Genomic DNA, 14,030 nt, shown 5'->3' with positions numbered 1-14,030 from the left:
AGCCCCTCAGCGGGCAGACTCGACGGGGACATGACGATCCTCGCCCTGCTCTTCGCCGTCGCCGCGATGGTGGGCAACACCGTCGCCGCCCTCTGGGAGGCCAAGGGCAGCCGGCTCGCCCGCTACGGGCGCGCGGTGTGGCTGCAGCCCTGGTTCCTCGCCGGTCTGTTCGCCGACATCGTGGCCTGGGTGTTCACCGTCGTCGCGCTGCGGTTCCTGCCGGTGTTCGCGGTGCAGGCGATCCTGGCCGGCGCGATCGCGTTCACCACCCTGGCCGACAACGGCTGGAGCGTCTGGAACCTCGTCCGCCGCGAGCGGATCGGGGTCGTGGCGGTGCTCGCGGGCCTGGTCCTGGTCGCCGGCAGCGCCGCACCGGAGCGGCCCGCGGAGCTGCCGGCCGTGGCGACGCCGATCCTGCTGGTCTCGTTCGTCCTGATCCTGGCCGCGGCGCCGTTCGTCTGGCGCGCCGGACGGCCGATGCTGCTCGCCTTCCTGGCCGGGCTGGGCTTCGGCGGGGTGGCGCTGGCCGTGCGGGCGATCCAGCCCGGCCCGCTCGGCTGGACCTCGGTCGGTGACCTGCTCCGCGACCCGCTGGTCTACGCCGTCGTCGTGATGGGGGTGCTCGGCGTGCTGGCGTTCGCCGCGGCCCTGCGCGACGGGGCGGTCGGCACGGCGACGGCGGTGCTCTCGGTCACCGAGGTCGTGGTGCCCGGACTGGTCGGCCTGTTCCTGCTCGGCGACCGGATCCGGTCGGGCTGGGAGCCGGCCGCGGTCCTCGGGCTGGCGCTGGCCCTGGCCGGGGTCGTCATGCTGACCCGCTCCGACCCGGACACCGAGAAGGCCGCCCGCGTCCACTGACGCCGCCCCGTAGCCCGGAAGGTCTCATCCCTGCGGTGGAGGCGGGCCGCCCGGAAATCGGTCTCCGGGCCGATCCGGGCGGGGCGGGCGCAGCAGAGGATCATGTCCATGACGACCTGCGCGGCAGCGGCACCCGAGCTCACCGAGGCCTACCGGCGGTACCGGCCCCGGCTGCTGCGTCTCGCGCTCGGGCTGGTCGACGACCCGGCCACCGCCGAGGACGTCGTGCAGGACGTGTTCGCCGGGCTGCACCGCCGTGGCGACGGCCTGCGCGACCCGGACGCGCTGCCCGGCTACCTGCGCACCGCGACGCTCAACCGGGCCCGCTCGGTGCTGCGGCGCCGCAGGACCGAGCGCGCCTACGTGCCCCCGCACGTCCCCGACGCCGGGTCCGCCGAGTCGATGGCGCTCACGGCGGGGGAGCGCCGCGGCGTGGCCGCCGCCCTGCACGCGCTGCCCCCGCGCCAGCGTCAGGTGCTGTTCCTGCGCTACTACGGCGACCTGTCCGAGGCCCAGATCGCCGAGACGACCGGGATCAGCCGGGGCAGCGTGAAGTCCGCGGCCAGCCGTGGCCTGCGCTCGGTGTCGACCATGCTCGCCTGAGGGATCCGACCTAGGGTCGATCCCGACGACGAGAGAGGCCCCACCGATGGACGAGCACGACGAGAAGAACCCGGCCCCGGGAGTCGACGCCGCGACCGGCTGGGAGGTCGACCAGCTGCTCTCCCGCTACGTGCACGCGATCGACAACGGCGCCTGGGACGAGCTGGACGCGCTGTTCACCCCGGACGCCGAGTTCGTCGCGCTGCGGGGGACCCTGCACGGGATCGGCGAGATCCGCGACTACCTGCGCACGGTGGAGCACCTGCCGTCGCACCACATCGTCAACACCGTGCTGCGTCCCGGCCCCGACGGCTCCGTGCACGCCTGGAGCCGGCTGATCACCGTCGGGTTCGACGCGGGCGCGGGCACCGGCGACTACACCGACCTGCTCGTCCCCACCGCCGACGGCCTGCGCATCGCCCGCCGTCGGGTGCGGCTGCGCAACCGCGCCGACACCGCACCGGACGGCTCGCCGTGGCCGACGGCGACGTTCGCGGTGTGGGAGTCCGACCGCGCCGCATTCGAGGGACGACGCGATGCCTGAGCTGGCCCCGGTCGGTGTCGAGGACGGCCGCGCGATCCTCGACGTCCTCGCCCGCTACGCCCAGGTGATCGACAACGGCGACTTCGACGAGCTCGGCTCCGTGTTCACCCCGGACGTCGTGTTCGGCGGGGTGCAGGGCTTCGACGCGATCGCCGAGCGGATCGGCGCGGTGACGCCGTACCACCCGCACCACACCACGAACAGCCTGCTCGGCCTCGCACCGGACGGCACCGTCCGGGCCTGGAGCAAGTACGTCATCGTCCGGACCGACGGCACCGCCGGCAGCGGCGACTACCTCGACACGCTCGTCCGGACGCCGCAGGGCTGGCGGATCTCCCGGCGCGACGTGCACCGCGGGAACCGGCGCGACGACGACCCGGGCGGCGCGTCCGTGCGCACCTGGACGTTCGACGACTGGCGGAAGGTCCCGGGAGCCGGCGGCGTTGCACCGGGGGAGTAACGCGGAACACGACGAGAGGCAGCACATGACGACCGTCGAGAGCACCGACCTGGCCACCGCCTGGCAGCAGTGGCACGACGAGCGCGAGCAGATGCTCACCGAACCGCACGGCTGGCTCAGCATCACCGCGCTGCACTGGCTCGACGAGCACCCGGCGCAGTACCCGGACCTGCCCGGTACGTGGCGGGTCCGCGACGCCGACACCGTCGAGATCACCGCCGCGGCCGCCGACGCCGTCGACGTCCCCGGGCACGGCGCGCTCGACGGCACGGCCACGATCGCCCCGGTCGACGGCGCCCCCGGCGTGATGGTCACCGTCGGTGGGCTCGTGGTCGAGATTGCCCGGCGCACCGACGGCTACGCGCTGCGCGTCCGCGACCCGCAGGCCGTCACCCTTACCGAGTTCTCCGGCGTGCCCGCGTTCCCGGTGCAGGAGCGCTGGGTCGTCGACGGCACGTTCACCGCCTACCCGCAGGCGCGCCGGATCACCGTCGACGCCGTCGTCGAGGGCCTGCAGCACTTCCCGACCGCGGTCGGCGAGGTGACGTTCGACGTCGACGGCGCGGCCCAGACACTCGTCGCGCTGGCGGGCAAGGAGTCCGGCCTGTCCCTGCACTTCCGGGACGCGACGTCGGGAGAGACCACCTACGGCGGCGGCCGCATCCTGCGCACCGCCGACCCGGCCGACGACGGCCGCGTGACGCTCGACCTGAACCGCACCGTCAACCTGCCGTGCGCGTTCATCGAGCACGCCACCTGCCCGCTCCCGCCGGCCGGCAACACCCTGGCCGTCGCCGTCGAGGCCGGCGAGCGCTCTCCGCTGCGCCCCGACCTGGGCTGAGCCGCCCCGAGCGGCACACCACGGCTGTCCGATCATGCGACGACAGCCGTGGTGTGCCGCTGGGTGCTCACCGGAGGTACGGCAGGCCGAGCATCGGCCACACGAGAAGGCTGAACGCCAGGACCAGCGCGGCCGACACCGGCGCCAGGACCGTGGACAGCCGGAGCAGGTCGCGCGGGGTGTAGGTGTCGGTGCCGGTGACGTTCGCGAACAACGCCACCGGCTTCGCCGACGAGGGCAGCGTGTGGCAGAACCCGGCCGCCGCCGTCGACGCCATGGCGGCGGCGACCGGGTCCACCCCGACCGCGGGTGACAGTGCCACCACGATCGGGACCAGCACCGAGGACCGGGCCGACCGCGACTGGACCAGCAGGTGCATCGCCGTCGAGGCCACGACGACGACGGCGAGGAACGCGACCGCCGCCCCGTCGCCGGAGAAGCCCCCGAACAGCCCTCCGGCGAACCACGCGGCCGCGCCGGAGGACGTGAGCGCGGTGCCCAGCGCCAGCGTGGCCGCGAGGAACAGCAGCAACGACCACGGTGCCGACCTCAGCGCGGCCGGCAGCGACACCGACCCGTACCGCGGCGACGTCGCCACCAGCGCCCCCACGAGCGCGACGATCGCCGGGTCGATCCCGTGCAGCGGCTCCGAGCACCACAGCACCACGACCGCCCCCAGCAGCAGCGCGGCACGCGACTCGGCCACCGACAGCGGGCCGGTCACCGGGGTCGGGGACTCGGCGGCGAAGTCGGCCGGGCCCACGCGCAGCGGTCGCCGGCGCTCGGCGCGCGAGCTGAACAGCAGCAGCACCACCTCGGCGGCGACGTGCGCGGACACCACCGCCAGCGGGAGCCCGAGCAGGAGCCAGCGCACGAAGCCGACGCCCTCGCCGGTCGCGGCGACCAGTACCTCGCTGGTGACCAGATGCGCTCCGGCCCCGAGCAGCGACCCGACCGCGGAGAGCAGGATGACGGTGGGGAACAGCAGGGCCAGCGTGCGCACCAGCGCGGGCCGGTCGGCGAACACCCGGGCCAGGCAGAGGAAGATCGGCAACGCCAGCGCCGCCCGCCCGGACGTCGACGGGATGGCGAACGTGGTGACGACCAGGGCGCCGGTCAGCAGGTGTGCCAGCGAGCGCGGGGTCCGGGCCGCGGACACGACATAGGCCGTGGCCCGGGTGGCCAGCCCGGAGCTCGTGACGCCGGCGGCGATCACGAACGCCGAGAGCAGCAGCCAGATCGTGTCGTCACCGAGGGCCTCGAACAGCCCGTCGGTCCCGAGCACCCCGGTCAGCACGAGAGCGACCGCCGCGCCGAGCGCGACGTAGGTGTCGTCGACCCGGGTGAACACCCACGCCGACACCGCGACGGTGAACACGACGACGGTGACCCGGCCGTCGTCGCTCAGCCCGGGACCGCCCGGGCCGGGGACGCGGTCGGCGGCCAGGCCGAGCCCGCCGACGAGCGCGGCCAGGGCGACGACGGCGACGACTCCCCGGCGCAGGGCGGGGGAGCGCAGCAGCGCCCGGCCGGTCGGCACCACCGGCGCGCTCTCCCGCGCCACCCGGCCCGGCGGGCGCGTCTCGAACCGCTCCGGTCGTGTCCCGGACGGGCCCGGCGCGGTCATCGGGCGGCCCGGGCCGGAACGGGCGCCGTCGTCGCGTCGCCGGCGGGGACCACCCGGCGCAGCGGTACGCGGAGTCCGAACAGGGCCCCGGCTCCGGGCGCCGTCTCCACCCAGGCGGAGCCCTCGTGGGCGTCGGCGACGGCCCGCACGACGGCGAGCCCGAGACCTCCGACCACGCCGCCGGCGTGGTCGGAGGTCTGGTCCTGGTAGCGGTTCAGCACCCGGGCGGCCTGCGCCGCGGTGAGGCCGGGGCCGTCGTCGGCGACCCAGATCTCCAGGTCGTCGCCGGTGGTCCGGGTGCCCAGGCGCAGGTCGGCGACGCCGGAGCAGTTCTCCAGGGCGTTGCGGGCCAGACGCGCGACGGCGTCGCGGAGCCGGTCCGGGTCGACGTCGGCGGTGCCGTGCGCGACGTCGGTGACAACCCAGCCGGGTCCGCCGAGGGCGCGTGCGTCCTCGGCGAAGGAGCCGGTGAGCCGGGTCAGGTCGGTCGGTCGCGGGTCGACGAAGTCCGGGGTCTGTCCGGCGGCCAGCACGTCGAGGTCGTCGAGGATCTGCCCGGCGCGACGGCCGGCCGCCCGCCGCTCCGGGGCCGGGCGGGTGTCGTCGCCCATCACGGCGACGGCGTCGCGCAGCCGGATGCCGGCGGCGGTGGAGAAGCCGCGCTGGACCCGGGACGCCTCCTGCAGCCGGTCCAGCATCGCGTTGAAGGTCAGGGCGAGGGCGGCGACGTCGTCGCGCCCGCGGACCTCGATCCGGGACCCGAGACGGGTCCGGGTGATCCGGCTCGCGGCCCGGGCCACCGTGCGGACCGGGGCCAGGATCCGGCCGGCCACGACGAACGCGATCGCCACGGTCAGGACGAGCCCGCCCAGGCACACGACGACCACGAGCTCGACGACCTCGGCGACCGCCTCGCGGCCGGGCTCGAGGAACACCGCCACGAGGAACGCGCCGCCGCCGGAGCCCGGCCCGCCGTCCACGTCGGTCCGGCCCCAGCGGAACTCCCGGCCGTCCACGGAGGCGGTACCGGAGCGCTCCGGGCCGTCGACGAGGCCGCGCACCAGGCCCTGGTCCTCGCGCAGCCCGAACCGGTCGTCGACGGTCTGGGCGAGCAGCGGGGACGTTCCGGTCCGCGCGGCGTCGCGGTCCCAGCCGAGGAGGACCTCGCCGCCGCTGGGGAACTGGCGTTCCAGGTAGAGCGGGAGCAGCCGGCCGGCCGAGCCGAACGGGGCTCCGGTGTCCGGGTCGACGCCGCGCTCGGCGAACGTCGCGAACTCGTCGATCTCCTGGACGATGTTCTCGTTGGCCTGGTTCTCGACGTCGGTGAGCAGGGCGCTGCGCACGGTGAGGACGACGGCGAGCAGCCCCAGGGCCACGGTCAGCATGATCCAGGCGACGATCCGGAGCCGGGCGGGGAACGCCGAGCCCGTCGGCGCGGTGGGCTCAGTCATCGTCGGGCCCCTCGGGTGCGTCGTCGCGCTGGTCCTCGGGGTCGTCGGTGTCGTCCTCACGCTCGACGCCGGGGGCGACGAGGCGGGGAGCGGCCGGTGCCGCACCGCGCCCGGTGGTGGGGCCCGGAGCGGTGGGACCCGGACCGGTGGCGTCCGGCGCGGTGCGGCCCGGGGCGGTCGTGCCCGGGGCGGTCGCCGGTGGCGCCGTCGCCGGGGTCCGGCCGGCCGCCGGGGCCGGGGTGGGGACGGGCCCCGGCAGGCTCACCGGGACGGTCGGCACCGCGGGTGCGTCCGGCCGGGCGGCCAGACCCTGGCTCGCCAGCGCCAGCGCCAGCGGGACCGCCAGGACGACGAGCAGCGCCGCGACCCGGCTCGCGAGCATCACGACCGGCTCCGGTGCTGCGGGTCCGACTCCTGCCAGGCGAGCCGGCGTCCGACGAGCAGCATCCGCATCGTCTGCTCGGCCGAGGAGACCAGCAGGTCGCGCGCGCCGTGCAGGGCCTCGTCGAGGCTGCCGGGACGGGTCAGGATGGAGGAGTACGCGTCGAGGCCGACGTCGAGGGCGGCCTGCACCCCCTCGCCGACGGTGCCGGTCAGGGCGATCACCGGCAGGTCCCGGGCGGCGGCCAGACGGGCGACCTCGGCCGGGACCTTCCCCCGGGACGTCTGCCGGTCGATCGCGCCCTCGGCCGTGATCACCAGGTCGGTGTCGGCGAGCAGGTGGTCGAAGGCGAGGTAGCGGGTGATGACGTCGAACCGGGAGTGCAGGGTGGCGCCCAGCAGCGCGGACAGGCCTGCACCGAGCCCGCCGGACGCGCCCGACCCGGGGGCGCTGCGCACGTCGACCCCCACGTCGCGGGCGATCACCTCGGCGTAGCGCTCGAGCCCGGCCTCCAGCCGTTCCACGGTCCCGGCGGACGCGCCCTTCTGGGGGCCGTAGATCCGGGCCACCCCGGCCGGGCCGGTGAGCACGTTCGTCCAGTTGCAGGCGACGTCGATCCTGGTCGTGCGCACCCGCGGGTCCAGCCCGGACAGGTCGATCGAGGCCAGGTCCGTCAGTGCCCCGCCTCCCTCGCCGATCCCGGCGCCGTGCTCGTCGAACAGCCGGACCCCGAGCGCGGCCGCCATGCCGGCGCCCCCGTCGTTGGTACCGGAGTCGCCGCAGCCGACCAGGAGACGGGTGGCGCCGGCGTCCAGCGCCGCCGCGATCAGCTCGCCGACGCCGCGGGTGGTGGTGGCGAGCGGGTCCCTCCGGCCGGCGGGGACGTGACGCAGCCCGGCGGCGGCCGCCATCTCCAGGACCGCCGTCGGCGCGTCCTCGCCGGCGAGCATGCCGAAGTGCGCCCGGACCGGGTCGCCGACCGGCCCGGTCACGGTCACCTCGTGCAACGACCCGCCGACCGCTCCGACGAGCGCGCGGGCGAAGCCCTCGCCGCCGTCGGCCAGCGGGGCCTTGCGCAGGTAGGCGTCCGGGACCGCGCGGCGCACGCCGCTGGCGATGCAGTCGGCGACCTCGTCGGCGCCGAGACTCTCCTTGAACCCCGAGGGGGCGATCAACACACGCAGTCTCACGGGGTGCTCCAACTGATGAACCGGGGGCGGTTGGCGAGCACACCGTGACACGGGACGAACCGGACGAACGGTTCGTTAACGGGCCTTATCCCTCACTTACGGGAACGTTAGAGAGTCGATCTCCGTCAGCGGTTCCGCCACCGCGGACGGCGCTTCTGCGCGAACGCGGTGACGCCCTCGATCGCGTCCGCCGAGAGCATCAGCTCGTCCAGGGCGGTGCTCGGGTGGTTCACCGCGTCCACCGTGTCGGCGATCCCGTCGGTCTCGTCCATGATCTGCAGCGACGTGCGGACCGACGTCGGCGAGCCGTCCAGGATCTCCGCGGCCAGCGCGCGGGCCCCGTCCAGGGCGGTGCCCGCGGGCACGACGCGGTTCACCAGCCCGGCGTCGAGGGCCTCGGCCGCGGAGAGCCGGCGTCCGGTCAGGATCATCTCGGTGGCCAGCGCCGGGCCGACGAGCCGCGGGAGCCGGACGAGCCCACCGGCGGCCGCGACCAGGCCGACCTTCACCTCGGACAGGGCGAACCGCGCGGTCTCGTCGGCGACGACGAGGTGGCACGCCATCGCGATCTCGCAGCCGCCGCCCATCGCGAACCCGTTCACCGCGGCGATCACCGGCTTGGTCATGCCGGCCCGGCCGGTCAGCCCGGCGAACCCGTTCTTCGGCACCCACATCGGCTTGCCCGACGCCGTCCAGCGCAGGTCGTTGCCCGCCGAGAACGCCTGTTCACCGGCACCGGTGAGGATCGCGACCCACAGCTCGGGGTCGGCGAAGAACGCGTCGAACACCTCGTCGAGCTCGTCGTTGGCGGGCGGGGTGAGCGCGTTGCGCGCGTCGGGACGGTCGATGGTCACCTCGAGCAGGTGCCCGTCGCGGTGCACGCGGACGTGCTCGTAGGACCCGCGCAGCCCCGGTGCCCGGCGCGGTGCGAGCTCGTCCATCCGTGACCGGGTGGTGGTGACCCGGTTCCCGACGCCGAACGAGCGCGCGTACACGGCCGCTCCCGCGGGCTCACCGGCGAGCAGGTCGAGCGTCTCGTCGTCGCCGTCGACGGTGCGGGCGAGGAACCGGCGGCCGCCGGCGTCGCGGCCGACGACGATCCCGGTCCGGTCACCGCCCTTCCCGTGCACGACCGTCCACGTCTCGACCGTGGCCGGGCCGTCGGCGTGCACGATCCGGTCCGGCACTCCGACGGCGTCGAGCCCGGCCTGGATCTCGGTGCTGCGGTCGGCCCGCCACCCGGTGGGCGTGGTCGAGTAGATCCCCACCGAGTACTTGCTCAGGACGCCGCCGTTCGCCCCGACCAGCCCGTAGCTGCCCGGCGTCGCGCGGGCGCGCGCCACGGTCTCGGCGATCGCGTGCAGCGAGTAGTCGTTGCCGGCGCCGCCGAAGAACGGCAGGCCGCCGGTGAGCGTCAGCCCGCGAGGGTCGTCCGGGGCGATCCCGAGCTGGTCGCAGACGTGCGAGACGGCGACCGGGAAGCAGCTGTAGAGGTCCAGCGTGGCCAGGTCGTCCAGGCCGATCCCGGCCACCTCCAGGGCGTGCCGCACGGCCGCGCCGGACGCGGGTCCGACGCCCAGGTCGGGGCGGTCGAGCAGGTCGCGTTCGCGCAGGTCGGCGTGCCCGTGCAGGTACACCCACCTCTCCTGCGGCACGCCGAGCCGCCGGGCCACCGCAACCGACGTCAGCACGGCGGCCGCGCCCTGGTTCACCTGGTCGCGGGAGACGAGGTAGCGCGGGTAGGGGTCGGCGATGGGGCGGTTGCGGTCGCCGGGTGTCACCAGCTCGTCGGCGGTGCGCGCGGTCGGCGCGGCGGCGTGCGGGTTCGCGGCCGCGACCCGGGTGAACGGGGCGAACAGCTCACCCATCTCCGTCGCGTACGTGCCGCGGTCCCGGCCCAGGCGGGCGCGGCGAGCGTTCTCGACCAGCGCGTACTGCGGCGGCATGCCGACCAGGCCGTGTGCGAGCTGCGCCCGTGTGGCCAGGCCCTCGAGACCGAACCCGCGGTCCTCGAGCTGCCCGTCGACGGTCTCGGTGAAGTCCGGGGCGTCGTCGGTGCCGGCCAGGTGCCGGGCGGTGGAGATCGCCTCGGCCCCGACGACGAGCGCCGCGTCGACCGTCCCCCCGGCGATCGCGGCGGCGAGCTCGGTGACCAGGTGCTGCGGCGACTGCCCGCCGGTCACGTCCAGGACGGCGCGGCCCGGGTCGGCGCCGACCCGGGCGGCGACCGAGCGCGGGAAGTTGGTGGAACGGCCCAGCGGGGCGTGCGACATCGGCGTCGAGATCTCGAACTGGCGCACCCCGGCGACCGTGTCGAGCGCCGCGGCCACCGCCGCGGGGTCGGCACCGGTGTCGTCCAGCGCCGCCCGGGCCGCCTCCGCGCCGAGCCCGACCGCCGACAGCCGCCGGTACCCGGGGGCGTCGATCGGGTCCGAGGCCTGCCCGACCCCGATCAGGACGGGGGTGCGGTCGGTCATGGGAGTACCTCCGGGTTTCTAGACGCAGACCGTCCGGAATGCGGCCCGACCGTATCCGGCGCCCGCAGGGGTCGTCGAGCGGACGGGTCAGGACGTGGTCAGCACCGCACGCATCAGGAAGTCGACGAGCCGCTCGGCGTAGTCGTCGAGGTCGGCGGCCAGGCGCTCCTGCAGGTGCGCCGGCGTCGAGGACACGTGCATGACGACCCCGCCGCACAGCGTGTCGAGCAGCAGGGTCACCGACGTGCCGGCCGGGATCTCGCCGCGCCGGATACCGCGGCGGACGATCGCCCGCGCCGCCAGGGCCTGCGACTCGCGCAGCGCGTCCCAGCGCTGGGCGACCTCGGGGATCGTCGGCGCCTCGGCCGCCATCCGCAGCGCGGCCTGGCGGCTCGGGCCCATGTAGAGGGCGAGCAGCTGGTGGGCCAGCTCGACCAGGTCGCCGCGCAGGGTGCCGCTGTCGGTGTCGGCGACGTCGAGCAGCCCGCTGCCGAGCGCCTCGGCGAGCAGCAGCTCCTTGGTCCGCCAGCGCAGGTAGATCGAGGCCTTGCCGACACCGGCCGCCCGTGCCACGGCCTCCAGGTTGAACCCCGCCCACCCGGCCCTCCCGAACAGCGCCACAGCGGCCTCGGTGATGCGCCGGTCGACCTCCGGGTCGCGCGGACGGCCGGATGCGCCGGTGATCGTCATCGCAGGGCTCCGGAGGAGGGCGGTCTTGCCGGGACGGGGGCGGTCAGCATAACGTCGCCCGCACTTACGGACGGTCTGCGTTCAGGATATCCCCTGCTGCCGGGAGGCGGCGCGGCCCGTCCCCACCGGGAGGACATCGGATGCGCACGGCCCTCACCGACCTGCTCGGCATCGATGCCCCGCTGGTCGGGTTCAACCGCTCACCCGGCGTCGTGGCGGAGGTGAGCCGGGCCGGTGGCCTGGGTGTGCTCGCCGCGACGATGTACTCACCGGAGGAGCTCGACGCCCAGCTGACCTGGATCGAGGAGCGCCTCGACGGCCGGCCCTACGGCGTGGACCTGCTGGTACCCGGGCACACCGCGCCCGCGGACCCGGCCGATCTGCTGGCCAGCCTGCAGTCCCAGATCCCGCCCGGGCACGTCCGCTTCGTCGAGGAGCTGCTCGAGCGCTACGACATCCCGAAGCCGTCCACACCGCGCGAGCAGAATCCGGAGATCCTGGCCAACCTCGACCCGAGCGGCGTGCCCGCACTGCTCGACGTCGTGTTCGCACACCCGATCGCGCTGGTCGCCAACGCGCTGGGTGCCCCGCCGCCGACACTGGTCGACCGAGCGAAGGACGCCGGCGTGGTGGTCGCGTCGCTGGTGGGCAAGCCCGAGCACGCCGCCCGCCAGCTCGACGCCGGCGTCGACGTCCTGGTCGCGCAGGGCACCGAGGCGGGCGGGCACACCGGCACGATCGCCACCACGGTGCTCACCCCGGAGATCGTCGAACGGGCCGGGGGACGGCCGGTGCTCGCCGCCGGCGGAATCGCGACCGGCGCGCAGATGGCCGCGGCACTCGCGCTCGGCGCGTCCGGCGTGTGGTGCGGATCGGTCTGGCTCTCCAGCCACGAGGACATCACCCCGGAGCCGGTGAAGCGCAAGTTCCTGGCCGCGTCCAGCTCGGACACGCTCCGCTCGCGGACCCGCACCGGCAAGCCCGCCCGCCAGCTGCGCAGCGCCTGGCACGACGAGTGGGAGGGCGAGGGTTCTCCGGGCGCCCTGCCGATGCCGTTGCAGCCGCTGCTCACCGCGGAGGCGTGGTCGCGGATCGACGACGCCGCCGAGGCCGGGCACACCGGCGCGACCGCCCTGGAGTCGTACTACATCGGGCAGGTCGTGGGCGGCTTCACCGCGCTGCGCCCGGCCGCGGAGATCACCCGCGAGATCGTCGACGACTGCACCGCGCGCCTGCGCGAGCTCGCGGGTCTGGTGGGGGATCCGTCGCGGACCCGACCTCAGACCGTCGAGTAGCCGGAGAAGTCGACCGGGCGCTTCTCGGCGAACGCGGCGGCGCCCTCCCGGCCCTCCTCGGACTCGACGAACAGGGCCAGTCCGCTGCCGGCCATCGCGCCGATCCCGGCCTGGTGCTCGGTGTCGGTGTTGAACGACTGCTTGAGGAACTTGATCGCGGTCGGGCTCATCTTCGCGATGTCGGCGGCCCAGCTCAGGGCCTCGGTCATCAGGTCGTCCGGCGCGACGACGGCGTTGACCAGGCCCCAGCGCTCGGCGGTCGCGGCGTCGTACTGGCGGCAGAGGTACCAGATCTCCCGGGCGCGCTTCTCGCCCACGACGCGGGCGAGGAAGTTCGTGCCGAACCCGGCGTCGAACGAGCCCACCCGCGGTCCGGCCTGGCCGAACTTCGCCGTCTCCGACGCGATCGTCAGGTCGCAGATCACGTGCAGGACGTGCCCGCCGCCGATCGCCAGGCCGTTGACGGCCGCGATCACCGGCTTCGGGATGTCGCGGATCATCCGGTGCAGGAGCTCGATCTCGAACAGACCGCTCTCGGTGGGGCCGTAGTCGCCGGTCTCGGCGCGCTGCTTGACGTCGCCGCCGGTGCAGAACGCCTTCTGCCCGGCCCCGGTCAGCACGACCACCCGCACGGAACGGTCGGCCCAGGCGCGCCGCAGCGCGTCGTTGAGCTCGTCGACGGTCCGCCCGCGGAACGCGTTGTAGCGCTCCGGCCGGTTCATCGTCAGCACCGCGGTGGTGCCCTCGACGGAGTAGGTGATGTCGGTGTAGTCCACGCTGACTTCTCCTCGGGAGTGATCGCTTACTCGGGGTCGGTTACTCGGGGACGGGTTCGAGCAGGTGCCGGTAGGCGGCGTGCCGCTCCGGGGCCAGGACCGAGCGCAGCATCGCGGCGGTCTGGGCGGCGACGTAGCGGTGCACGTCGACGTCGTCGCCGAAGTGCCAGTGCTTCAACGCCCAGCCGTGGGCGAGGATCATCATGTCGAAGACCAGCAGGTCCAGGTCCGCTCCGCGGACGAGCAGCCCGGCGGCCTCGGCGGCACCGGCGGCCTCGCGCAGCGGGACGAGCGTGGTCAGCTCGCCGGCCTTGAGCCGGTTGCGGGCGTCGGGGCCCAGCTCACCGGACTGGCGGTAGGTGAGCAGGCCGGCGTGCCGGTGGGTGTCGAGCACGCGGGCGTAGGCGCCGAAACCGGCGGCGAGACGCTCCACCGGGTCGTCACCGACGGTGTCCATCGCGGTCGTGGCGAGCGAGTTCAGCTCCTCGATCACGTCCAGGACGACGGCGACGACGACGTCCTCCTTGCCGCCGAAGTAGCTGTAGATCAGCCCGACGCTGACGCCGGCCTCCTTGGCCAGCGCCTGCATCGACACCGCCTCGAAGCTGCCGCCGTTCATCAGCCGGACCGCGGCGTCGAGCACCTGGCGGGTGCGCCACCGGGACCGGACGTCGCGGATCTCGCGCTGCAGCTCCTCCGGGACGGAACCGTCCTCGGCCGACGACGCCACCGCACCTCCCGAGGACCCTCGCCCGATCCGGATGAACCGTCGTTCTCTTGACACTGAAGCTACGTTCATTCCGGGCCGGCCGTCAACGGTGCCGGCCGCCCGACCG

The 14,030-nt window shown here is 74.8% G+C and carries 14 protein-coding genes; 6 read left to right on the top strand and 8 right to left on the bottom strand.

The window, feature by feature from the left end; genetic code table 11:
* Positions 1–30: 30 nt before the first annotated feature.
* The 5 genes from EV383_RS20400 to EV383_RS20380 all read left to right on the top strand — a co-directional run bounded on the left by EV383_RS20400 (position 31) and on the right by EV383_RS20380 (position 3,306).
* Entirely contained in the window at positions 31–858 is an 828-nt protein-coding gene (locus tag EV383_RS20400; protein WP_130291397.1) for a hypothetical protein, read from the top strand.
* A 108-nt stretch (positions 859–966) separates the two neighbouring features.
* Positions 967–1,461: a SigE family RNA polymerase sigma factor gene (locus tag EV383_RS20395; protein WP_242623222.1), complete on the top strand. Its 495-nt coding sequence runs from the start codon at positions 967–969 to the stop codon at positions 1,459–1,461.
* 46 nt (positions 1,462–1,507) lie between these two features.
* A complete protein-coding gene (locus tag EV383_RS20390; RefSeq protein ID WP_130291395.1) occupies positions 1,508–2,005 on the top strand; it encodes a nuclear transport factor 2 family protein in 498 nt (165 codons plus the stop codon).
* On the top strand, positions 1,998–2,465 hold the full coding sequence (locus EV383_RS20385; RefSeq protein ID WP_130291394.1) for a nuclear transport factor 2 family protein: 468 nt from the start codon (positions 1,998–2,000) through the stop codon (positions 2,463–2,465). The genes EV383_RS20390 and EV383_RS20385 overlap by 8 nt, the downstream gene beginning before the upstream one ends.
* A 25-nt stretch (positions 2,466–2,490) precedes the next feature.
* Positions 2,491–3,306: a DUF1684 domain-containing protein gene (locus EV383_RS20380; RefSeq protein WP_130291393.1), complete on the top strand. Its 816-nt coding sequence runs from the start codon at positions 2,491–2,493 to the stop codon at positions 3,304–3,306.
* 67 nt (positions 3,307–3,373) lie between these two features.
* Here EV383_RS20380 and EV383_RS20375 read toward each other — a convergent pair whose 3' ends face one another.
* The 6 genes from EV383_RS20375 to EV383_RS20350 all read right to left on the bottom strand — a co-directional run bounded on the left by EV383_RS20375 (position 3,374) and on the right by EV383_RS20350 (position 11,123).
* Positions 3,374–4,933, bottom strand: a complete 1,560-nt coding sequence (locus EV383_RS20375; protein ID WP_130291392.1) for an SLC13 family permease — start codon at positions 4,931–4,933, stop codon at positions 3,374–3,376.
* A complete protein-coding gene (locus EV383_RS20370; RefSeq protein ID WP_130291391.1) occupies positions 4,930–6,384 on the bottom strand; it encodes a sensor histidine kinase in 1,455 nt (484 codons plus the stop codon). The genes EV383_RS20375 and EV383_RS20370 overlap by 4 nt, the downstream gene beginning before the upstream one ends.
* Complete coding sequence (locus EV383_RS20365; RefSeq protein ID WP_130291390.1) at positions 6,377–6,769, bottom strand: hypothetical protein; 393 nt, start codon at positions 6,767–6,769, stop codon at positions 6,377–6,379. Before EV383_RS20365 ends, EV383_RS20370 begins: the two co-directional genes overlap by 8 nt.
* Positions 6,766–7,956, bottom strand: coding sequence for a glycerate kinase family protein (locus tag EV383_RS20360; protein ID WP_130291389.1), 1,191 nt, complete (start codon positions 7,954–7,956; stop codon positions 6,766–6,768). Before EV383_RS20360 ends, EV383_RS20365 begins: the two co-directional genes overlap by 4 nt.
* A 125-nt stretch (positions 7,957–8,081) precedes the next feature.
* A complete protein-coding gene (locus EV383_RS20355; RefSeq protein WP_130291388.1) occupies positions 8,082–10,433 on the bottom strand; it encodes an acetyl-CoA acetyltransferase in 2,352 nt (783 codons plus the stop codon).
* Positions 10,434–10,520: 87 nt separating this feature from the next.
* Positions 10,521–11,123, bottom strand: coding sequence for a TetR/AcrR family transcriptional regulator (locus EV383_RS20350; protein ID WP_130291387.1), 603 nt, complete (start codon positions 11,121–11,123; stop codon positions 10,521–10,523).
* A 140-nt stretch (positions 11,124–11,263) separates the two neighbouring features.
* Between EV383_RS20350 and EV383_RS20345 the strand changes: the two genes are divergently transcribed.
* Positions 11,264–12,418 carry an NAD(P)H-dependent flavin oxidoreductase gene (locus EV383_RS20345; protein ID WP_130291386.1) on the top strand — a complete coding sequence of 385 codons (1,155 nt, stop codon included), beginning with the start codon at positions 11,264–11,266 and terminating at the stop codon, positions 12,416–12,418.
* On the opposite strand, the gene EV383_RS20340 is transcribed toward EV383_RS20345, so the two are convergent.
* Both EV383_RS20340 and EV383_RS20335 read right to left on the bottom strand, forming a co-directional pair.
* Entirely contained in the window at positions 12,403–13,194 is a 792-nt protein-coding gene (locus EV383_RS20340) for an enoyl-CoA hydratase-related protein (RefSeq protein WP_207223597.1), read from the bottom strand. The genes EV383_RS20345 and EV383_RS20340 overlap by 16 nt on opposite strands.
* A gap of 40 nt (positions 13,195–13,234) precedes the next feature.
* Complete coding sequence (locus EV383_RS20335) at positions 13,235–13,924, bottom strand: TetR/AcrR family transcriptional regulator (RefSeq protein WP_207223596.1); 690 nt, start codon at positions 13,922–13,924, stop codon at positions 13,235–13,237.
* Between the last annotated feature and the right edge of the window lie 106 nt (positions 13,925–14,030).

The sequence above is a fragment of the Pseudonocardia sediminis genome, assembly GCF_004217185.1.
Taxonomy (GTDB): Bacteria; Actinomycetota; Actinomycetes; order Mycobacteriales; family Pseudonocardiaceae; genus Pseudonocardia; species Pseudonocardia sediminis.
The sequence above is the reverse complement of the archived record's forward strand: the minus strand, read 5'-3'. Positions and strand labels throughout refer to the sequence as shown.